16 protein-coding genes and 2 tRNA genes are annotated in these 19,784 nt (G+C 64.0%); 6 read left to right on the top strand and 12 right to left on the bottom strand.

Annotated elements, in window-relative coordinates:
* Positions 1 to 77: 77 nt before the first annotated feature.
* Together glyS and ppdK are read left to right on the top strand one after the other, a co-directional pair.
* A complete protein-coding gene (gene glyS / locus ASE85_RS21495) occupies positions 78 to 2,315 on the top strand; it encodes a glycine--tRNA ligase subunit beta (protein WP_056693792.1) in 2,238 nt (745 codons plus the stop codon).
* 141 nt (positions 2,316 to 2,456) lie between these two features.
* Positions 2,457 to 5,156 carry a pyruvate, phosphate dikinase gene (ppdK, locus tag ASE85_RS21490; protein ID WP_056693789.1) on the top strand — a complete coding sequence of 900 codons (2,700 nt, stop codon included), beginning with the start codon at positions 2,457 to 2,459 and terminating at the stop codon, positions 5,154 to 5,156.
* A gap of 68 nt (positions 5,157 to 5,224) precedes the next feature.
* Here the strand turns inward: ppdK and ASE85_RS21485 are convergent, their stop codons facing one another.
* Complete coding sequence (locus ASE85_RS21485) at positions 5,225 to 5,701, bottom strand: hypothetical protein (RefSeq protein ID WP_056694146.1); 477 nt, start codon at positions 5,699 to 5,701, stop codon at positions 5,225 to 5,227.
* A gap of 126 nt (positions 5,702 to 5,827) precedes the next feature.
* Here ASE85_RS21485 and ASE85_RS21480 point away from each other — a divergent pair.
* A tRNA-Arg gene (locus tag ASE85_RS21480) sits at positions 5,828 to 5,904 on the top strand.
* Between the two features lie 55 nt (positions 5,905 to 5,959).
* Positions 5,960 to 6,036: transfer RNA gene (locus ASE85_RS21475), tRNA-Arg, on the top strand.
* 54 nt (positions 6,037 to 6,090) lie between these two features.
* Here ASE85_RS21475 and ASE85_RS21470 read toward each other — a convergent pair.
* The 10 genes from ASE85_RS21470 to ASE85_RS21425 all read right to left on the bottom strand — a co-directional run bounded on the left by ASE85_RS21470 (position 6,091) and on the right by ASE85_RS21425 (position 16,075).
* Positions 6,091 to 7,542, bottom strand: coding sequence for a cobyric acid synthase (locus tag ASE85_RS21470; protein ID WP_056693787.1), 1,452 nt, complete (start codon positions 7,540 to 7,542; stop codon positions 6,091 to 6,093).
* Between the two features lie 40 nt (positions 7,543 to 7,582).
* Entirely contained in the window at positions 7,583 to 9,208 is a 1,626-nt protein-coding gene (locus ASE85_RS21465) for a pilus assembly protein TadG-related protein (RefSeq protein WP_056693784.1), read from the bottom strand.
* Entirely contained in the window at positions 9,205 to 9,654 is a 450-nt protein-coding gene (locus ASE85_RS21460) for a TadE/TadG family type IV pilus assembly protein (RefSeq protein WP_056693780.1), read from the bottom strand. Before ASE85_RS21460 ends, ASE85_RS21465 begins: the two co-directional genes overlap by 4 nt.
* Positions 9,655 to 9,824: 170 nt before the next feature.
* Positions 9,825 to 10,682 (bottom strand): PAS domain-containing protein, encoded by an 858-nt coding sequence (locus ASE85_RS21455; RefSeq protein WP_235523658.1) that lies wholly within the window; start codon positions 10,680 to 10,682, stop codon positions 9,825 to 9,827.
* Between the two features lie 122 nt (positions 10,683 to 10,804).
* Entirely contained in the window at positions 10,805 to 11,020 is a 216-nt protein-coding gene (locus tag ASE85_RS21450) for a hypothetical protein (RefSeq protein ID WP_056693773.1), read from the bottom strand.
* A 26-nt stretch (positions 11,021 to 11,046) separates the two neighbouring features.
* Positions 11,047 to 12,309 carry an N-succinylarginine dihydrolase gene (locus tag ASE85_RS21445; protein ID WP_056693770.1) on the bottom strand — a complete coding sequence of 421 codons (1,263 nt, stop codon included), beginning with the start codon at positions 12,307 to 12,309 and terminating at the stop codon, positions 11,047 to 11,049.
* Positions 12,306 to 13,325: an arginine N-succinyltransferase gene (locus ASE85_RS21440; RefSeq protein ID WP_056693767.1), complete on the bottom strand. Its 1,020-nt coding sequence runs from the start codon at positions 13,323 to 13,325 to the stop codon at positions 12,306 to 12,308. Before ASE85_RS21440 ends, ASE85_RS21445 begins: the two co-directional genes overlap by 4 nt.
* Entirely contained in the window at positions 13,322 to 14,566 is a 1,245-nt protein-coding gene (locus ASE85_RS21435) for a hydrolase (RefSeq protein ID WP_056693764.1), read from the bottom strand. The genes ASE85_RS21440 and ASE85_RS21435 overlap by 4 nt, the downstream gene beginning before the upstream one ends.
* A gap of 59 nt (positions 14,567 to 14,625) precedes the next feature.
* Entirely contained in the window at positions 14,626 to 15,534 is a 909-nt protein-coding gene (locus ASE85_RS21430) for a DUF481 domain-containing protein (RefSeq protein ID WP_082462970.1), read from the bottom strand.
* Between the two features lie 55 nt (positions 15,535 to 15,589).
* Positions 15,590 to 16,075, bottom strand: coding sequence for an RNA pyrophosphohydrolase (locus ASE85_RS21425; protein WP_056694140.1), 486 nt, complete (start codon positions 16,073 to 16,075; stop codon positions 15,590 to 15,592).
* A 221-nt stretch (positions 16,076 to 16,296) separates the two neighbouring features.
* Between ASE85_RS21425 and ASE85_RS21420 the strand changes: the two genes are divergently transcribed.
* Together ASE85_RS21420 and ASE85_RS21415 are read left to right on the top strand one after the other, a co-directional pair.
* A complete protein-coding gene (locus ASE85_RS21420; protein ID WP_056693760.1) occupies positions 16,297 to 17,673 on the top strand; it encodes a cryptochrome/photolyase family protein in 1,377 nt (458 codons plus the stop codon).
* Between the two features lie 36 nt (positions 17,674 to 17,709).
* On the top strand, positions 17,710 to 18,975 hold the full coding sequence (locus ASE85_RS21415; protein WP_056693757.1) for an SAM-dependent methyltransferase: 1,266 nt from the start codon (positions 17,710 to 17,712) through the stop codon (positions 18,973 to 18,975).
* Positions 18,976 to 18,979: 4 nt separating this feature from the next.
* Here the strand turns inward: ASE85_RS21415 and ASE85_RS21410 are convergent, their stop codons facing one another.
* Entirely contained in the window at positions 18,980 to 19,690 is a 711-nt protein-coding gene (locus ASE85_RS21410) for an SDR family NAD(P)-dependent oxidoreductase (RefSeq protein ID WP_056693756.1), read from the bottom strand.
* Between the last annotated feature and the right edge of the window lie 94 nt (positions 19,691 to 19,784).

The raw sequence follows: 19,784 nt of genomic DNA, 5'->3' as shown, positions 1-19,784 counted from the left end.
GTCGAAGCAAGTACGCAACGACTCCTCCTCTCGCGCCCTTCGACAGGCTCAGGGCGAACGGACTATGGTACTGACCCATGACTGATTTCCTCCTTGAAATTCGCTGCGAAGAAATTCCGGCGCGGATGCAGTTGAAGGCTTCCGACGACCTTGCCCGCCTGTTTACCGAAGAACTGGCGAAGGCCGGGTTGACGCCTGCCGCCATCGACAGTTTCGTGACGCCGCGCCGGCTGGCGCTGATCGCGCGTGGCCTGCCGCTGGAAACCGCAGCCGTCAGCGAAGAGTTTAAAGGCCCGCGCACCAGCGCCCCGGCGCAGGCGCTGGACGGGTTCCTGCGCAAGACCGGCCTCCGCCAAGATCAGTTGGAAGATCGCGACGGCGTCTGGTTCGCCGTGGTGAGCAAGCCGGGCCGTGCCACCGCCGATGTGCTGGCGCAGGCCGTCCAGGCCGTCATCCGCGCCTTCCCCTGGCCCAAGTCCATGCGTTGGGGCGCGGCCAGCCAGACGACCGAAAGCCTGCGCTGGGTGCGGCAGCTCAAGGGCATCGTCGCGATCCTGGGCGAAGACCTTGTCGCTATCGAGATCGAGGGCGTGCGGTCCGGCTATGCCACGCTCGGCCATCGCTTCCACCATGCCGGCGAGATCACCATCGGCGGCGCGCATGATTATGTCGAGAAGTTGCGCGCTTGCCATGTGATCGTCAGCCATCAGGAGCGGCAGGCGATCATCGCGGCAAAGGCGGACGAAGCCGCTGCCGCGCACGGCTACAGCGTGATCGAGGATAAGGGGCTGATCGCGGAAAATGCGGGGCTGACCGAATGGCCGGTGCCGCTGCTGGGCGATTTCGACCCGGCCTTCCTTGAGGTGCCGCCTGAAGTCATTCAGCTAACCCTGCGGATCAACCAGAAATATTTCGTGCTGCGGGATGGTGAGGGCAAGCTGGCGCCCGCCTTCATCTGCACCGCCAATATCGAGGCGAAGGATGGCGGCGCTGCGATCATCGCCGGCAACCGCAAGGTGCTGGCCGCACGGTTGAGCGACGCCCGCTTCTTCTGGGAGCAGGACCGCAAGACGGCGCTGGAAGACCATGCGAAGAAGCTGGAGCGGATTACGTTCCATGAGAAGCTGGGCACGGTTGCGGACAAGGTCGAGCGGGTTGTTAAGCTGACGCAGTGGCTTGTGGAGCAGGGGATCGTTCAGCCTGAGGAAAATACTCCGCAGGCTGAAACAGCACTTTTTAACGATGCTTCGAATGCGGCTCGTCTGGCCAAGGCGGACCTCGTCACCGAAATGGTCGGCGAGTTTCCTGAGTTACAGGGCGTGATGGGCGGCTATTACGCCCGCGCGGAAGGCCTGCCCGATGCGGTGGCCGACGCCATCCGCGACCATTACAAGCCGGTCGGGCAGGGCGATGACGTGCCGACCGCGCCGGTGACGGTGGCGGTGAGTTTGGCGGACAAGCTGGATACGCTTGCCTCGTTCTTCGCTGTCAATGAAAAGCCGACTGGCTCCCGCGATCCATTTGCATTGCGACGGGCTTGCCTGGGCGTTCTCGAAGTTATCTTCGCGAATGGACTGCGTTTGCGATTGGCCCCAACATTGCTGCAATCAGCTTGGCCTGCTGCTTGGGCAGGTATTTTAGCAGACACTGAAGCCAGCACGTCAAGTGTGTTGAAATTGCTGGGAGACATGCGGACCGACGACATGCTGCCCAAATCGTTGGCAGATGAGGTTCTTCTAAGTGTCCCTCTCGCACTTCAGACTCACTCGACGACCATTGTTGATACAGCGATGGCTGCTGTCGAGCAGTTAAAGGCATTCTTCGCCGACCGCTTAAAAGTCCAGCAGCGCGAAGCCGGCGTCCGTCACGACCTGATCGACGCGGTGTTTGCTCTCGGTGGCGAGGATGATCTCGTTCGGCTGCTCGCGCGCGTTCATGCGTTGCAGTCGTTCGTCGCGACCGACGACGGCACCAACCTGCTCGCCGGTTACAAGCGCGCGGCGAATATCCTCAAGAAAGAAGGCGTCGATACGGCGGAGGCGATTTCGCTGTCCTACACGCCCGAACCCGCCGAAGCTGACCTGCTCGCCGCGCTCGATGCGGCAGAGCCGCGGGCGGCGCAGGCTGTCGCGGCCGAGGATTTCGAGGGCGCCATGGCGGCGCTCGCGACGCTCCGCGCGCCAATCGACGCCTTTTTTGAAACCGTCACCGTCAATGACGCCGATCCGGCGAAGCGCACGACTCGCCTCGCGCTGCTGGCGCGGGTGCGTGCTGCGGTGCACAACGTGGCGGACTTTTCGAAAATTACCGGATAAGGACATTAAATTCCGAAACGTACGGGAAATATGCGAAGTTAAGCGCGTTATTTCCTATTCTATTCTATCATAGGTCGCTATTTGCGACACTATTATTGCAATGCACAATTCACGGCAATCAGTGCAGGGAGAGCCGGATTTATGGTTACGACACAAGAGGTCATCATGAACAGCAGCGCGACCCGTTATGTCTATCGTTTCGGCGGCGGCGTCGATGATGGCGGGCAGGGCGACCGCAATCTGCTGGGCGGCAAGGGCGCCAATCTGGACGGCATGGCCGCGATCGGCCTGCCGGTGCCGCCGGGCTTCACCATCACCACGGACATGTGCACCCGCTATTATGTCGATGGCGGCCAGTATCCCGAAAGCCTGAACGCAGAAGTCGCCAGCGGCATCGCCCATATCGAAGGTATCACTGGCAAGCGTTTCGGAAACCCCGCCGATCCGCTGCTGGTGTCGGTCCGGTCGGGTGCGCGCGCGTCGATGCCGGGCATGATGGACACGGTGCTGAACCTTGGCCTCAACGACGAAACCGTCATCGGCCTGGCGAACACGTCGGGCGACGAGCGTTTCGCCTGGGACAGCTATCGCCGTTTCATCCAGATGTATTCGGACGTCGTGCTGGAACTGGACCATGGCGCGTTCGAGGAAGCGCTGGAGATCGCCAAGGAAGATAATGGCTATACGCTCGATACTGAGCTGACCGCCGACGACTGGAAGGGTCTGGTCGCTGAATATAAGGCGCTGGTTCTCAAGCTGTGGAACAAGCCTTTCCCGCAGGATGTGCATGACCAGTTGTGGGGCGCGATCTCGGCCGTGTTCGGATCGTGGCAGTCGGAGCGGGCGAAGGTCTATCGCCGCCTGAACAATATCCCCGGCGAATGGGGCACCGCCGTCAACGTGCAGGCGATGGTGTTCGGCAATATGGGCGAAACGTCGGCGACGGGCGTGGCGTTCACCCGCGATCCTTCGACCGGCGAAAACGCCTATTATGGCGAATATCTGATCAATGCGCAGGGTGAGGACGTCGTCGCCGGCATCCGCACGCCGCAATATCTGACCAAGGCCGCGCGCGAGCGGGCCGGGGCCAAGCCGCTGTCGATGGAAGAGGCGATGCCCGAAACCTATGCCGAACTGGCGAAGGTGTTCGAAATCCTCGAAACCCATTATCGCGACATGCAGGACATCGAGTTCACGGTGCAGCAGGGCAAGCTGTGGATGCTGCAAACCCGTTCGGGCAAGCGCACCGCCAAGGCCGCGTTGAAGATGGCCGTGGATATGGCGTCGGAAGGCCTGATCACCGAAGAAGAAGCCGTCGCCCGCGTCGATCCCGCCGCGCTCGACCAGTTGCTGCACCCGACGCTCGATCCCAAAGCGCCCCGCGATGTGCTGACCAAGGGCCTGCCGGCTTCGCCGGGCGCTGCATCGGGCCTGATCGTGTTCGACGCCGACACCGCCGAGCGTCGCGCCGAACTGGGTGATGCGGTCATCCTGGTCCGCGTCGAAACATCGCCGGAAGATATTCACGGCATGCACGCGGCCAAGGGCATCCTGACCGCGCGCGGCGGTATGACCAGCCATGCCGCCGTGGTGGCGCGTGGCATGGGCCGACCCTGCGTGTCCGGCGCGGGTGGCCTGTCGATCGACAATGCCAGCAAGATATTGAAGATCGCTGGCCGCGAGTTGAAGGAAGGGGATATCCTGACCATCGACGGATCGACCGGCGAAGTCATGGCGGGCGAAGTGCCGACCGTGCAGCCAGAACTGGCCGGCGATTTCGGCGTGCTGATGGTGTGGGCCGACAAGGTCCGCCGCCTGAAGGTCCGCGCCAATGCCGAAACGCCGCAGGACTGCAAGGTCGCGCGGGAGTTCGGCGCGGAAGGCGTGGGACTTTGCCGCACCGAACATATGTTCTTCGACGCGGCGCGCATCACCGCCGTGCGCGAGATGATCCTGGCCGACAGCGAGAAGGGTCGCCGCGCCGCGCTCGACAAGCTGCTGCCCGAACAGCGGGACGATTTCGCGCAGATCTTCATGGTGATGGCCGGCCTGCCCGTGACCATCCGCCTGCTCGATCCGCCGCTGCACGAATTCCTGCCGCATGGCGAAGCCGAATTCGAGGAAGTGGCCAAGGCTGCGGGCGTCGGTGTCGAGGCGCTCAAGCGTCGTGCCGCCGAACTGCATGAGTTCAACCCGATGCTGGGCCATCGCGGTTGCCGGCTGGGCGTGACCTATCCCGAAATCTACGAGATGCAGGCCCGCGCCATCTTCGAGGCGGCGCTGATCGTGAAGGCGCGGGGCGGGGATGCACCGATCCCCGAAGTCATGATCCCGCTGGTCGCGACGAAGAAGGAACTGGAGTTGATGAAGGCGATCGTCGATCGCGTCGCGGCCGAAGTGTTCGAGGAGCAGGGCAGCAGCGTCGACTATCTGGTCGGCACGATGATCGAACTGCCGCGCGCCGCGCTGAAGGCTGGCGAGATCGCCGAAGTGGGCGAATTCTTCTCCTTCGGCACCAACGACCTGACCCAGACGACCATCGGCATCAGCCGCGACGACGCCGGCCGCTTCCTGACGCAATATGTGGACAAGGGCATCTTCGCCCGCGATCCCTTCGTCAGCATCGACGTGGAGGGCGTGGGCGAACTGATCGAACTGGCGGCGGAACGGGGTCGTAAGACGCGCCCCGGCATCAAGCTGGGCATCTGCGGCGAACATGGCGGCGATCCGGCCTCGATCGCCTTCTGCGAGCAGACCGGCCTCGATTATGTCTCGGCATCGCCCTATCGCGTGCCGATCGCCCGACTGGCCGCGGCGCAGGCGGCGCTGGCGAAGAAGTGACAGGAAAAGGGCGGGGCATCAAACCCCGCCCTTTCTATTTTTGCCGGTTTGTTCCTGGCGGCGGGCGTTTAGCCGAACAGGCCGCGCTTTTTACCATGGGCCAGATCATCGGCCTGCTGGCGCCAATTTTCATGGCCGATCGTACCCGGCTTCAGGCCCAGCCGCGCCTCCAGCGTCGCTTCCTGCTCGGCGTTGAGCGCGGCGATCTGGCCGTAGCGATGATAGCCCGCCTCGTTCAGCGCCACTTCCTGCGCCTGGCTGATGCCGCTGATACGGCTCAGGTCATCGCGGCCGTGGACTGCGCCGGCCACGGCCGTAGCGGTGCCGGGGCCGATCGGCCCGGCCGACTGCCGTTCCAGTTCCGCGATCCGGCTATTGGAAGCCTCGATCCGCGCATCGCGATCCTTGATCGCGTGCCGATGGGCAATCTGCTCGTCGCGCCATAGCTGGCGATATTTGCCGCGACCGCTCATCATCAGGCCCAGCAGCCAGCCAATCACCAATGCAATCAGCAGCAGCGCTGCCTCGTTCAGATTGAAGCTCATCATCGAATCCTCCTGACCGCCTCAACGAAAAACGGGGGCTAAAAGTTGCCGGGACATAAAAGTGGGGGAAAGGCGAAAAAGGGGCTTGCCCAATCCGCTAAGCGCTTCTATCTGCGCCTCTCCAACGCACCCGTAGCTCAGCTGGATAGAGCATCAGACTACGAATCTGAGGGTCGGACGTTCGAATCGTTCCGGGTGCACCATTGGAAATATCGTGATAGGTCAGGGCTTCAAGCTTTTGCCTTTGCAGTGAAAAGTGCACCCGTAGCTCAGCTGGATAGAGCATCAGACTACGAATCTGAGGGTCGGACGTTCGAATCGTTCCGGGTGCACCATTCTCCTTCATGTGGGAAAAAATCAGGTGGCGAGAGCCGCCTTTTTCTTTGCCTTTACGTCATCGCGAGAGCGATCAGCGCATCGATATCGACATGGGTTTCGAGCAGCGCCGCCACCTCATCCAGCGCATCCTCGACCGACCGGTCATAGTCAGCACCAGCCGATTGCCCGCCCAGCCGCCGAAGCAAGGCGTCGCGCAGGTTCGTGCTGCCCAGCAGGCCATGGACATAGCTGCCCATCACACGGCCATCGCGACTGACCGCTCCGTCCCGCCGTGCGCCGTCGAGCAGGGCGAAGGGACGTGCGCAATCCGGGCCGGTCGTGACGCCCATGTGCATTTCATAACCGCCAAAATCAGCGTCCAGTGCGCGGCCCCGCACTCGCTTCAGCCTTTTGCCTTCTGTCAGGCGGGTTTCAACGCCGAGCAGGCCCAGGCCCGCGACCGATCCTGCTGGCCCTTCCAGCCCGTCCGGGTCGGCAATCGTCCGCCCCAGCATCTGATAACCGCCGCACAGGCCAAGCACGGCCCCGCCGCGCCGGTGATGGGCGCGAATGTCGATATCCCAGCCCTGCGCCACCAGCGCGCGCATGTCGGCGATCGTCGCTTTCGATCCCGGCAGGATCACAAGCGCGGCATTACCCGGAAGCGGCTGGCCGGGGCCGATCATGCGCAGATCGACGCCGGGTTCCAGCTTGAGCGGATCGAGATCATCGAAATTGGAGATGCGCGGCAGCACCGGGCAGGCGACGACGAGCGGCGCGGCGGCGGAGACACTGCGCCGTTCCAGCACGACCGCATCCTCGCTGGGCAGGCGGGCTACGGCGGTCAGCCATGGGACTACGCCAAAACCGCGCCAGCCCGAAAGCACCTCTATCTGACGATAGCCATCCTCGAACAGGGCCGGATCGCCACGGAATTTGTTGATCAGGAAGCCGCGGATCATGGCTGCGTCGTCGGGGTCGATCACGGTCCGCGTGCCGACGACTGCGGCGATCACGCCGCCCCGGTCGATATCGCCGACCAGAATGACAGGGACGTTGGCGGCGCGGGCAAAGCCCATATTGGCAATATCGCCGCCGCGCAGATTGATTTCTGCGGGCGATCCCGCACCTTCGACCACGACGATGTCGCACTGGTCGCGCAGTCGGTCATAGCTTTCCAGTACGGCGCCCAGCAACTGCCCCCGCGCGCTGCGGAAATTGCCGGAACCCAGCGCGCCACGCACCTGTCCATGCACGATCAGTTGCGATGTGCTGTCGGCCTGGGGCTTGAGCAGTACCGGGTTCATGTCCGTGTGCGGCGCCACGCCACAGGCGATAGCCTGCAAGGCTTGTGCCCGGCCGATCTCCCCTCCATCGCTGGTGACGGCGGCGTTGTTCGACATATTCTGTGGTTTGAACGGGCGCACCGCATAGCCCCGGCGCCTGAGCGCGCGGCATAGCCCCGCCACCAGCACCGATTTGCCGACGTCCGATCCGGTTCCCTGCAACATGATAGCGCCCATGGATCGCTCCTGAAGGGGCGGTGGCGCGATAGCAAGAGGATCAGGCGACGATTGCCGCGATACCGCAGCGGCGCTGGTGCACCCGGACCTCCGCCGACCCGACCCGGACGCCCAGCGTGGCGGTGACGCTGTTGATGATGCCGTCCAGCAATGGCGCGGTCGTGCCCAGCACGGTGCCGACCAGCGGGCTCAAGGGGCTGTTGCTGACGGTCAGGCCCAGCAGCGACACCTGAACCTGCGTCTGCCGCGTCAGGCTGGCGGCGATCCCCTGGGTCAGATCCTGGGTGCTGACGGTCTTGGCCTGCTGCGCGCTGATTTCGGTGGGGGAGAAATGGACGTTATGGGTCTGGGTACCGCCCAGACTGATATGGGCATAGCCGGTGACCCGCGTACCCAAAGCCTGTGCCAGCAGCGCGGCGCGGGGATTGGCCGGGACGGAGAAGTTGGTGAGGGCGTTCAAGTCTATGTCGCCCAGCGCCACGGAACCGACCGATGGCGTGACCGCCAGCGTGACGCCGCCATTATCCCCGCACTGGATGTCGGACAGACGCGCTTCGGCCGCTGCCAGTTCGATATAGAGAGGGATACGCACCGATGCGATGCCCGACAGGGCGGAGGCGACCGTGCTTTCCAGATAGATGCGGGTTTGAGCCGTGCGCAGCACCACGTCGCGCTTGGCGGTGACGCTGATCAGCGGGGAGCGGGTCTGGCCCTCGCCCGTCACCAGCATCAGCCGCGTGCTGGCGAGGCCCGGCACGGCGATGCGCAAGTCCATGGGGATGCTGGTGCCCGATGACGGGCTGAGCACCATGCGCAGCATGGAAAAGGCATCGAGCAGGATATTGGGCTGGCCGCTGGCATTGGCGGCGCTGCGCATCGGGCCAAGGTCGATCATGTCGCTGAGGCGCACGGACCGGCCCGGTATGCGGCCCGCCAATGCCATCAGCGTATGGGCAGCGGTGCCGTTGCCGGCATTGTCGGCCATCGCGCCGAGCAGGTCGGACAGGGGGATCTCCTGATCGAACAGGGCGCCATAGGCTTCATCGTCGCGACCGGTCCGTACGCGCAAGGCATCGGCGACGCCCAGCAGGTCGAGATTGGCGCTGACCAGCCCATCATAGTCCATCACCGAGAGGTTGAGTTCGGTTCCCGCCAGATCGGACAGCAGCATATTGGGCAGGCCGCCGCTCAACGATGCAAGACCAGTGCCCAGGGAGAAGGCGGCTGCGTCGGTTCGCGCGGCGGTGGCGCGGGCGCTCAGGTCAATACCATCCCGCCCGACCAGCAGCCGGCCGAAAAAGAGCGGAGTGCGACGGCGCAGTTCGATCCGCGTTGCGCCGCCGGCCGGATCATTGGCGCGGAAACGTTGCTCGGCCGGCACGGATGGATCGGCGGCATAGCTGCCCGTATCGATCGTGGCGAGGGCGACCCCGTTGACGCCGCTCCGGTCGATCAGTTGTTCCGCAGCGCTGCGGCCGCTTGTCGCTGCGGCGAGGGCAGCAGCGTCCGCCACACCCTGCAACTGGCGCCGGGCGAGATACACCGACCCCAGATCGACCGCCACGGTGGCTGCCCCGGCCAGCATGAACAGCGATCCGGCCAGGATCAGGGTGACGCCGCCGCGCCGATCGCGCGCCAACGCCCTGAGGCGGCGAAGGCGGATCATTGGCCGGCGACCCGCACGACCGCACTGCGTTCCAGCGTGCTGGCGGGCAGCGGCACCGGGATGGCGGCGAACAGGGGCGCGTTGGTCAGATCATAGCGCAGCGTGACCCTGTAATAGCCGCTGCTCTCGCCCGTGGTGACGCCGATCGTCTGGGCAGAGGGCGCGGGGAAGGCGGCACGGGCGGCAACGACGCTCTGGTCGACCAGGCTGCGGCGCTCGGTCGTGGTCAGTCCGGCGACCGAAGCGCGGGCGGCGTCGTTTGCCGCCTGTTGCAGGCTATGCGCGGTCATGAACCAACTGCCATAGCCCAATATGCCCATCAGCAGCAGGATCATCACCGGCAAGGCGAAGGCTGCTTCGATCAGGCTGCTGCCGGCCTGATGACGGAGGAGCCGGATCAGCAGCCAGCGCGGTTGGGCGGAGGAGCGGGCGTTATCGTATGACATGACGGCGATGCTATGGCTCGCTGGTCAATATCCTGTTGGTTTGCCGCATTTGCACTTCACACATTTTACACAGGCATTGGCGGCCTCCGACGTATGAAAATTCAGCCTTTTCGGCAAAGCTTACCGAAACCCTCCGCGCATCCTCTAATATGGATGTTGTTGATGCAAATTCAGCCGCCGGTTGTAGGGGTCACGACGATCACAGCGCCTTCCGTGCCATAAATGCCCTGCAGTCGTGCGATGGCCGCGTCGATGGGTACGAACGACCCGTCGTTGGACAGGAACTGCGTCGCGAAGCGCATGTCGCCGCCGCCACGCAGCACCCACTCCATCTGTTCGCGGAAATGAGGGCGGGCGGGCAGCGCGACCAAGTCGGCAACCGGCACATTAGCCAGTCGATCGGCGGTCAGGCCAACCATCGCACAGAAACTGTCGTTCACCACATCGATGAAGCCGCGCATCGATACCCGCACATAACCGACGCCGCCGTGGACGCCCATCGCCTTGAGGATCGCCGATTTGACGTCGGCCAGCCGGTGACGCTGCATGTCAGCCGTGATGTCCCGCAACAGCAGCGCTACGCCGCCGGAAAACGGGAACGTCTGGACATGCAGCCATACATCGTCGCGAAAGGGAGACGGAATATCGGCCCCGCTCGCTTCGCCCGAAGCCAGGCTATGGCGAATATGCGCCTCCATCAATGTCCCGGAAAGTTCGGGAAAGGCATCCCACAATCTCTGTTCTTCCAGATGCCGGTCCAAGCGCTTGGCCATCGCCAGCGCGACGCCATTGACATATTCGACGGATAAGTCGGCGCGACACACGATCAGACCCTGGTTCATCCGTGTGGCGAGTTCGAATAGACGATCGGTCGTCTTTGCGCCGTCATCTTCGGTCGCCATCGCACGAAAGCGATCCAATCCCATGAATATATGGGTTTCCCGGCCATGATGGGTCACCATCACCGGCTCGCGCGATCCGACGTCACGCCAATGGGCGAAATTGCGCACCAGTTCAGCAGCGGACACGCTACGCCTGCGTCGATCATCCATCATCCACCTCCGGTCCGATATCGTGAACGCAGTCATGATAAACCAGAACAGAAGATAGATGTCGTCAATTTAGATCGGTAACGGAACGAATTTTGGTCCTATATCCCGCGCTGATAATCCAGCGCGTCGAGGATCTTGCCGCCCGCCATGAAGACGGCGCCCGAACAGGCCAGTGCGAGCAGATGGCCGCCGGTGCCGGGATATTGCTGCATATAGACATGGCCGCGCTCGGCCGCGCCCAGCGCCAGCGCGTAGATCACCAGAAACGCTTCGAACTTGGTCTTGATGATGAAGAGGCTCTTGATCCGTTCCATGTCATCCTGTCCGGCTTGCCCCGCCGTCAGGGAGACAAGTCGCCCGACAGCTGCAAATGGTCAACAAGAGTTAACCATGATTGTTCGATCCGGGCAATCAGCCGTGTGTCGCTCAAATCCTGGGGTTCTATGGATTCTGGCCAATATTGGGACAGGATTTGCGCAATATCGTCCAGCCGTGCCTCGTCCACCAGGAAGCGGGGGTCGATGTCGGCGGGATCGGCGACGACGCGCAGGCGCAGGCAGGCAGGGCCACCGCCATTGGCCATGGATTGCCGCACATCGACCGGCACCAACCGGCGGATCGGGCCGTTGCCGGCGATCATCTGCTCCAGCCAACTCCAGACAGTTGGCGTCTCCTGCGCCTCGGACGGCAGGATCAGGGCCATGCCGCCGCCATCGGGCAGGGTGACGAGTTGCGCGTTGAACAGATAGGATCTGATCGCGTCGGCAAGGCTGACGGCGCTGGCCGGCACCTCGACAATCTCGACGCATGGCAGGGCGGCGCGCAGGTCGGCGTAGAAGGCCTCCTTGTCGGCGAAGGCCTGCTCATGGGTGAAGAGCACATGTTCGTTGGCAACCGCTACGACGTCGTTGTGGAAGGCGCCGGCGGCGATCGCCGCTTCGGACTGCTCCACGAACAGGGTGCGGGCGGGATCGAGGCCATGGTTGCGGGCGATCGCCTTGCTCGCCTCGACATGCTGGCGGGCCGGGAAGGCACCGCCTGATCGGCCATAGACGAACACCTCGACGCCGGCCTCGCCATGGCTCTGCGCCAGCCGCATATGATTGGCTGCGCCCTCGTCACCGAAGGGGGCCGGGATCGGATCATGCACGGCAAAGGCACGGCTGTCGGAAAAGGCAATGCGCAACTGCGCCAGCGTCTGCGGCCATTCATGGCTGCGATGCGGCATGGTGACGAGATTGGCCACGGTCAGGTGGATGCGCCCGTCCGCCGTATCGCTGGCCGGCGAGACGGTCGCGGCATTGGCCGCCCACATGGAGGAGGCGGACATGGCCGCCGCCCTGATATGCGGCTCTGCATTGCCGACATCGGTGCCCAGCTTCGTCAGCCACGCGACGTCGGGCCGCCATTGCGGCAGGAAGATGCCCTGGGTCAGGCCGAGGCGGATGTTGCCGCGCATCTTCTCCAGACCTTGCAGCGCCGCCGCGCGCGGGTGCGATACCGCGCCGGCATTGCGCGAGGAGGCAAGGTTGCCGAGGCTGAGCCCGGCATAATTGTGGCTGGGACCGATGATCCCGTCGAAATTGATTTCCCTGACGCTCATGCCCGCCCCGCCATGGTGAAGGAACCGCCGATGTCGAGGCCAAGCCGTGCTGCGCTGGCGGCGTCGAGCGACACGGCGCCCTTGTCGTCCTGCAACACGAAGCCCCAGGTGCAGCGATAGTCGGCCAGCCGGCCAGTCGCGATCAGCATCTTGTCCCCGCCCTTGTCATGGGTGGCGGACAGGGTGACGTCGCGCGCGCCGGCGATGGTCCGTAACTGGTCGATCTGCCCCACCATGGTCGGGCCGCCGTCGAAAATATCGACATAGCCGGCATTGTCGAAGCCCTCCGTCTCCAGCATCCGCATCGCCGCGCGGCCATTGGGATGGGGCAGGCCGATGACGGCGCGGGCACTGTCGGTCAGCATGGCGGTATAGATCGGCGTCTTGGGCATCAGGTCCGCGATGAACTGGTTGCCGTTGACCGCATTGAATTCGTCCGCCTCCTGAAAATTCATGCCGAAGAAGCGCCCGGCCAGGCCATCCCAGAAGGGCGACCCGCCCGCTTCGTCGATGACACCGCGCAGTTCGGCCAGCACCTTGTCGCCGAAGCGGCTACGATGGGCGCGGATATAGAGATAGCGGCTGCGCGCGAGCAAAAGCCCCAGCCCCTCCGCCCGCTCACGCGGATGCAGGAACAGGCCGCCGACCTCCGCCGATCCTTCCAGATCGGTGGTCAGCGACAGCATCTGCGCGCGGAAGGTGCGGCCCAGTTCCCGGCTATGCTGGGTCAGCACGCCCAGACGATAGCTGTAGAAGGGCCAGCTTTGCCCCACGGTGGAAAAAATCTGGCACGTGCCGCGCACCTGCCCCGTTTCGACATTTTCCAGCACCATGACGATCAGCTCGTCTTCTATGCCGTCGCCTTCGCGCGCCAGTGCCTTTTCGGTGCGTTCCAGCTTGGCGGCCAGCGCGGTGCGATCAGGCGGCAGGTTGGTAAAGCCACCGCCGGTCAGCTTGGCCATTTCATAGAGCGTTTGCAGATCGTCCGCGCGCGCGATGCGCATGATGAAGCTCAAGCGGTCATCCCCTCTGTCTGATTATGTCCTGGTATGAATTGCCCCTGCGCGATGCGCCATAGCGCCAGCGCCGACAATCGTGCCCGTTCGGGCAGGCTGTCGGTCAGCAGAAATTCGGAATCGCTATGGATGCTGCCGCCGCGCACACCCATGGTATCGACCACCGGCACGCCGCAGGCCGCGATATTGTTGCCGTCGCACACGCCGCCGGTATCGCGCCAGCCGATGCTGAGGCCCAGGTCCGCGCCGCATTGGCGGACCAGCCCGAACAGCGCCTGCGCCTTGCCATCCATCGGTTTGGGCGGACGGCCGAAGCTGCCGTGCAGATGCAGGCTGACGTCATGGTCGCGCGCGACATTGGCCATGGCTCCGTCGATCAGGGCGCGAGCGGCGATCTCGTCCGCTGGCGTGCGAGGTCGGAAATTGACGCGCAGCACCGCATGGTCGGGCACGACATTATTGGGGCTGCCGCCGTCGATCTTCGCGGGATTACAGGAGAAGCCGGAGCCGCTGCCCGCCTTCAGCCGCAGCGCCAGGTCGGCGGCTGCCAGTAGCGCGTTGCGGCCATCATCGGGATTGCGGCCGGCATGGGCGCTGAGGCCGGTGACGATGATCGAAAAATTGCCGCTTCCGGCCCGTGCACCGGCAAGGGTGCCGTCCGGCAGGGCGGAGGGTTCGTAAGTGAAGGCGGCGAGCTTGTCGGCCGCTGCTGTCCTGAGCAGCGGGGCGGAGGAGGCGCTGCCCACTTCCTCGTCGCTGTTGATGATGACGTCGTAGCCGAGCGTCGCCACCGCCTCCGATTGCTCGATCGCGGCCAGTGCCGCCAGCATGACGGCGATCCCGCCCTTCATGTCGGCGACGCCGGGACCGTTCAATATGCCCGGTTCCAGCCAGCGCTGATCCTGAAAGGCATGATCGACGGGAAAGACCGTGTCCATATGGCCGGTCAGCAACAGCCGGATCGGGGCTTCGGGCCGGACCGTCAGGTGAAGATGCCGGCCATGGACGATCGGCTGGACGTGGCCGTCCGGCGTAACGCTGTCGACCGGGGCCGGATCGATCAGGCGCAGGTCGCCTGGCAGGATGGAGAAAGCGTCCGCCAGCATATCCGCCATGCGGGCAAGGCCGGCCAGATTGCGCGATCCGCTGTTGATCGCCGCCCAGGCCTGCGTCTGCGCCAGCATCGGCGCGGCGGCCGCGCGGTCGAGCAACCTTTGTTCCTGCGATGAAAAATCCCTCATCCGCTCTGGTCTATCAGAGCGCCGGGCCTCTCTCCACCCCCGCAATAAAATTGCGTGGCTTAGAAATCATAAGTCAGGGTCAGGCGGCTCAGCGTGTCGAGGTCGCGGGTCGTCAACAATGTCTCCGACTCATATTGGATATTATAGGAAAAGGCCGCTGAGAGCCGCGTGCTGACCTTTGTTTCGACCGAGGACAGGGCGTTGAGCGTGTAGACGTCGCTTTCAGCATAGCCGGACGCGGTCTGCTTGAACGTCACCGTCGGGGTGGCCCGCCAAGCCAGCGCCATAGACCCGCGAACGCCCAGTTTCGTTTCCCGGTCGCCGATCATATATTTGGCATGACGCACCGACGGACCGATATCGGCGGACAGATCGACCGGCTTGCTGACGATCAGCTTGTAACCGACGCCGACCGAAGCGGTGTAGCGTTCGTCATAGCCGATCGAGGTATCGCGCTCGAACTGGGCGAGGCCATAGGCGAAGCCGCGCGGGTCGAATTCGTAGCGCGGCTCATAGCCGGCGAAATAGCGTTCGCGCGAGGTGACGCCATTGGCGCGGCGATAATCGGCGGCGGCCGTCAGTTTGTGCGACCATTGCAGGCCGGCGCGGGTCGCCGTGGCCGATGCGCTGATGCCCAGTTCGCTGGTGGAACCGGTGGAGCGGAAGCCGCCGGCCTCGACACGGCCGGTCCATAGCTCGTTGAAGCGTGCTTCGCGAATCACCGTGTCATGCGTGGCCTTGGTCCGTTCCTTCCAGCTATTCACCATGCGCTGGATTTCGTCGGCCGATGCTGGATTGGTCTGCTTGGCGATCTTGGACACTGTGGCAATGTCGGTTTCATTGCCGTTGGCGATCGCCGCTTCCATCATCTCGCGCACGGCGGGCGGTAGCAGGGCCGATTCGGCTGCCTGCGCGGCGGCAGGCAGGGCAGCGATCAGTAACGACAAGGGTATTAGACGGGCATGCATAGGCCCGTCATAAACAAGCGACAGCAGATTTTAAGCCCCCAAAATGCTCATCCGGTCAGATAAGCGCCCGGAACTCCTGCAATATGTCGCGGTACAGCTTGCGCTTGAAGGGCACGATCAGGTCCGGCAGCGTGTCGGGCGCCGTCCAGCGCCATTCCCGAAACTCGGGATGTCTTGTCTGGATATTGACGTCGCTATCCTGGCCGATGAAGCGGGCCAGGAACCAGAACTGACGCTGGCCGCGATATTTGCCGCCCCACAGCTTGCCCACCAGTTCAGGCGGCAGATCATAGAAATGCTCGTCCTTGGCGGTGGCGATGATCTCGACCAGATCGCTGCGGATGCCGGTTTCTTCCTCCAGTTCGCGCAACGCGGCGGCCTTTGCCTCCTCGCCCTCGTCAATGCCGCCCTGTGGCATCTGCCAGGCTTCGACGACATTATCGAGCCGCTGGCCGACGAACACTTTGCCATCCATATTCACGAGCATGATGCCGACGCATGGCCGGTATCCCGTTTCCTGTTCGTTCGGCATGGAAGCCATGATTTCCCCAAAGACATAGTAGCGGCGGTTCCCTGTCCCCTGAAAGACCGCCGTCGCGCCGCACATCGGCGTGAATTGTAGAATAGGCACGGGGAGCCTTCGCGTCCATCTAGCGAATCGTCTGTCCTTCGTTTTGCGACGAAATGTTGCCGGCATATCGTAAAGCAAGATGCCCCAATGGCCGCTTGGAACCCCGTGCCACGGGGCGCATTGCCTGTTCCATGTCTCAACCCGTCCTGCTCTGGCTCCGCCAGGATCTTCGTCTGTCCGATCAGGCCGCCCTGGCCGCCGCCATCAGCGAAGGGCCGGTCATTCCCGTCTATGTGCTGGACGATGACAGTCCGCGCCAATGGGCGATGGGCGGTGCGGCGCGCTGGTGGCTGCACCATAGCCTGACCCGTCTGGACGAAAGCCTGCGGGACAAGGGATCGAGGCTGATCCTGCGGCGGGGCAAGAGCGCGGATATGTTGGCGGCGATCGCGCGGGAGGTGGGCGCGTCGCGGGTCCATGCGCTGCATCATTATGAACCCTGGTGGCGCAATGCGGAAAAAGCGGTGGCCAAGCTGCTGGACCTGTGTCTGCATGACGGCGCCCTGCTGTTGCCGCCGGGCGCGGTGCGGACGGGAACAGGTGGCATGTATCGCATCTATACGCCTTTCGCCCGCGCGGTGATGGCGCATATGCCGCCTTCGCCGCCGCATCCGGCGCCCGCGGATATTCCGGCGCCAGCGACGTGGCCGAAGAGCGAAGCGCTGGCGGACTGGTCGCTCCTGCCGGAAGAGCCGGACTGGGCGAAGGGCTTTGCCGACGACTGGACGCCGGGCGAGAAAGGCGCGCGGGCCAATGTGGCCAATTTCCTGGACGAGATTGGCGACTATCCCACCGCCCGTAATCTGCCGTCTGTTGAGGGGACGTCGCGCCTGTCCCCCCATCTCCACTTTGGCGAAGTGTCGCCTGCCCATGTCTGGCACCGGGTGGAAGGTTCAGGTCATGATGCAACTATATTCCTCAAGGAACTGATCTGGCGGGATTATGCCCATGTGCAGATTTGCGAACTGCCGACCTACGGATCGGCCAATGCGCGGTCGGATTTCGATCGGCTGAACTGGCGCGACCTGCGGGAGGCGGGCGCGGATTTCACCGCCTGGAAAACGGGTCGCACCGGCTATCCGATCGTCGATGCCGGCATGCGGCAACTTTGGGCCACGGGATGGATGCATAACCGAGTGCGCATGATTGCCGCCAGCTTCCTGATCAAGCATCTGCTGATCGACTGGCGACATGGCGCGCGCTGGTTCTGGGACACGCTGGTCGATGCCGATTATGCCAATAATAGCGTCAACTGGCAGTGGGTGGCGGGGAGCGGTGTCGACGCCAACCTCTTCACCCGCATCATGGCGCCGCTGACGCAATCGGAGAAATTCGACGCAGCCGGCTATATTCGGGAGTGGGTGCCCGAACTGACGGACCTGCCGGACGACGCCATTCACGATCCCGACGCGCATGATGTGCGGCCGTCCAGCTACCCGGCCAAGATCATCGGCCATCGCGAAGGGCGGGAACGCGCGCTGGAGGCCTATCGCCGCAGCAAGGGATGATTGCAGCCGCCGCCGGCTTGCGGCAGGATTGGCGTCATGAATGCAACCGACCCCCGGCGCGGCAGGCGCGCGCTATCCGTGCGACGGCCTCCTCGATCAGGTGCGCCACGACTATCGTCACGGCTTCTGGCGCCGCTTTTCCACCGGTTGCTGGATCGCATCGACCTGGGGTTGGAGCAGGGTTCGCTGGAAGCGGCGTTGCCGGACGGTACGCGCCGCCTGCTGGGCGGCCGGGCACCGGGACCGCAATGCGAGGTGGACCTGCAAAGCTGGCGCGCGCTGGTGCGACTGGCGGTCGGCGGATCGGCCGGCTGGTATCGTGCCTGGGCGGCGGGGGAGTGGAGCAGTCCCGATCCCGTGCCGCTCTTCGCCCTGTTCATGCACAACGCTGTTGCACTGGGACAGGTGGCGCGTCCCCGTGGGCCGGGACGCTGGATCGGCCGGGCGGCGCATTGGGCACGCCGCAACAGCCGCACCGGATCGCGCCACAACATCGCCTATCATTATGATCTGGGGAATGATTTCTACAGCCTGTGGCTAGATAGAAATATGTATTATTCCAGCGCTTTGTTCATTGATCCTGATGATCCATTGGAAGATTTTGAGGAGGCCCAAAGGCGCAAGGTCGATGTGATCCTCGACCGGCTGGATCTCCGCGACGGCGCTTCGCTGCTGGAAATCGGCTGCGGCTGGGGCGGGCTTGCGGAGCAGGCGATGGAGCGCGCCACCATCGTCTATAGCGGACTGACCCTGTCCAGCGAGCAGGCCGATTATGCCCGCGACCGGCTGGGATCGGGCGCGCAGATATTGCTGACCGATTATCGCGACGCGCAGGGTCAATATGATGCGATCGCCAGTGTCGAGATGGTGGAGGCCGTCGGACAGCGCTACTGGCCGGATTATGTCGCGGCGATCCATCGCCTGCTAAAGCCCGGCGGCAAGGCGGCAATCCAATATATATTGATCGACGATGCCGTCTTCGAATCCTACGCGCGCGGCGCGGATTTCATTCAGACCTATATCTTCCCCGGCGGCATGCTGATGTCGGAAAGCCGCTTTCGCATGCTGGCGCAGGAGGCCGGGCTGGAATGGTGCGATGGTCATCGTTTTGGCCTGGATTATGCCGAGACGCTGCGCCGTTGGCGGGTGAAGTTCGATCAGGCGATTGAGGAGGGCCAGCTACCCGCCAGTTTCGACCAGCATTTCGTGGCGTTATGGCGCTATTATCTGATGTATTGCGAAGGTGGCTTTCGCGGCGGCGGCATCGACGTTGCGCAAGTGACGCTGGCCAAGCCCGCCTGAGCCGTCAGCCTTCGACGCGCATCCGGTACCCGGTCGGCGCGTCCGACGTCACCAGATCAAGGATGGCCCGGCCGACCACGTCCGGTCCCTTCAGGCTTGCCGGATCTTCGCCGGGGAAGGCGCGGGCGCGCATCGCCGTGCGGGTCGCGCCGGGATCGACGATATGGGTACGGATGGCGGAGATATTCTTCACCTCCTCCCCATAGGCACCGACCAACGTCTCCAGCGCCGCCTTCGACGCACCATAGGCGCCCCAATAGGCGCGCGGTGCAGCCACGGAGGACGTCAGCGCCACGACCCGCGCATCGCCGCTCGCGCGCAGCATGAGGTCGAACGCGGCGATCAGCGCCTGCGGCGCGGCGATGTTGAGGGTGAGCAGGCGCGCGAATTCCTTGGCGTCGATCGACGGCACGGCCGCCAGCGATCCGAGCGTCGCGGCGTTGAGCACCAATATGTCGAGCGCCCGCCAGCGCCCGCCGATGGCCTGCGCCAGCCGGCCGATGCTTTCCCCATCGGTGAGGTCGAGCGGCGCGATCGTCGCACTGCCGCCAGCCTGGTGAATGCGGTCCTCCACGTCCTCCAGGCCGCCGCCGGTCCGGGCGGTCAGCACGACATGCGCCCCGGCAGCAGCCAGCACCTCCGCCGTGGCGGCACCGATGCCGCGGCTCGCGCCGGTGACGAGGGCCAGTTTGCCGGAAAGCGGTAGGTCGGACATGATTTTCCTGTCATTCCGGGCAGGGCCGGAATCGCTGGGATGGGTGAGGGAAGCGAAAAGGGCAGCCCCCTTGGAAAGGGCCGCCCTTATGACG

This window comes from Sphingobium sp. Leaf26 (assembly GCF_001421665.1).
Lineage (GTDB): Bacteria > Pseudomonadota > Alphaproteobacteria > Sphingomonadales > Sphingomonadaceae > Sphingobium.
The sequence above is the reverse complement of the archived record's forward strand: the minus strand, read 5'-3'. Positions and strand labels throughout refer to the sequence as shown.

Excerpts from the sequence above, each read along its gene's own strand:
- glyS (WP_056693792.1), top strand. The coding sequence starts at position 78 with ATGACTGATTTCCTCCTTGAAATTCGCTGCGAAGAAATTCCGGCGCGG.
- ppdK (WP_056693789.1), top strand. The coding sequence starts at position 2,457 with ATGGTTACGACACAAGAGGTCATCATGAACAGCAGCGCGACCCGTTAT.
- ASE85_RS21485 (WP_056694146.1), bottom strand. The coding sequence starts at position 5,701 with ATGAGCTTCAATCTGAACGAGGCAGCGCTGCTGCTGATTGCATTGGTG.
- ASE85_RS21470 (WP_056693787.1), bottom strand. The coding sequence starts at position 7,542 with ATGGGCGCTATCATGTTGCAGGGAACCGGATCGGACGTCGGCAAATCG.
- ASE85_RS21465 (WP_056693784.1), bottom strand. The coding sequence starts at position 9,208 with ATGATCCGCCTTCGCCGCCTCAGGGCGTTGGCGCGCGATCGGCGCGGC.
- ASE85_RS21460 (WP_056693780.1), bottom strand. The coding sequence starts at position 9,654 with ATGTCATACGATAACGCCCGCTCCTCCGCCCAACCGCGCTGGCTGCTG.
- ASE85_RS21450 (WP_056693773.1), bottom strand. The coding sequence starts at position 11,020 with ATGGAACGGATCAAGAGCCTCTTCATCATCAAGACCAAGTTCGAAGCG.
- ASE85_RS21445 (WP_056693770.1), bottom strand. The coding sequence starts at position 12,309 with ATGAGCGTCAGGGAAATCAATTTCGACGGGATCATCGGTCCCAGCCAC.
- ASE85_RS21435 (WP_056693764.1), bottom strand. The coding sequence starts at position 14,566 with ATGAGGGATTTTTCATCGCAGGAACAAAGGTTGCTCGACCGCGCGGCC.
- ASE85_RS21430 (WP_082462970.1), bottom strand. The coding sequence starts at position 15,534 with ATGCATGCCCGTCTAATACCCTTGTCGTTACTGATCGCTGCCCTGCCT.
- ASE85_RS21425 (WP_056694140.1), bottom strand. The coding sequence starts at position 16,075 with ATGGCTTCCATGCCGAACGAACAGGAAACGGGATACCGGCCATGCGTC.
- ASE85_RS21420 (WP_056693760.1), top strand. The coding sequence starts at position 16,297 with ATGTCTCAACCCGTCCTGCTCTGGCTCCGCCAGGATCTTCGTCTGTCC.
- ASE85_RS21415 (WP_056693757.1), top strand. The coding sequence starts at position 17,710 with ATGAATGCAACCGACCCCCGGCGCGGCAGGCGCGCGCTATCCGTGCGA.
- ASE85_RS21410 (WP_056693756.1), bottom strand. The coding sequence starts at position 19,690 with ATGTCCGACCTACCGCTTTCCGGCAAACTGGCCCTCGTCACCGGCGCG.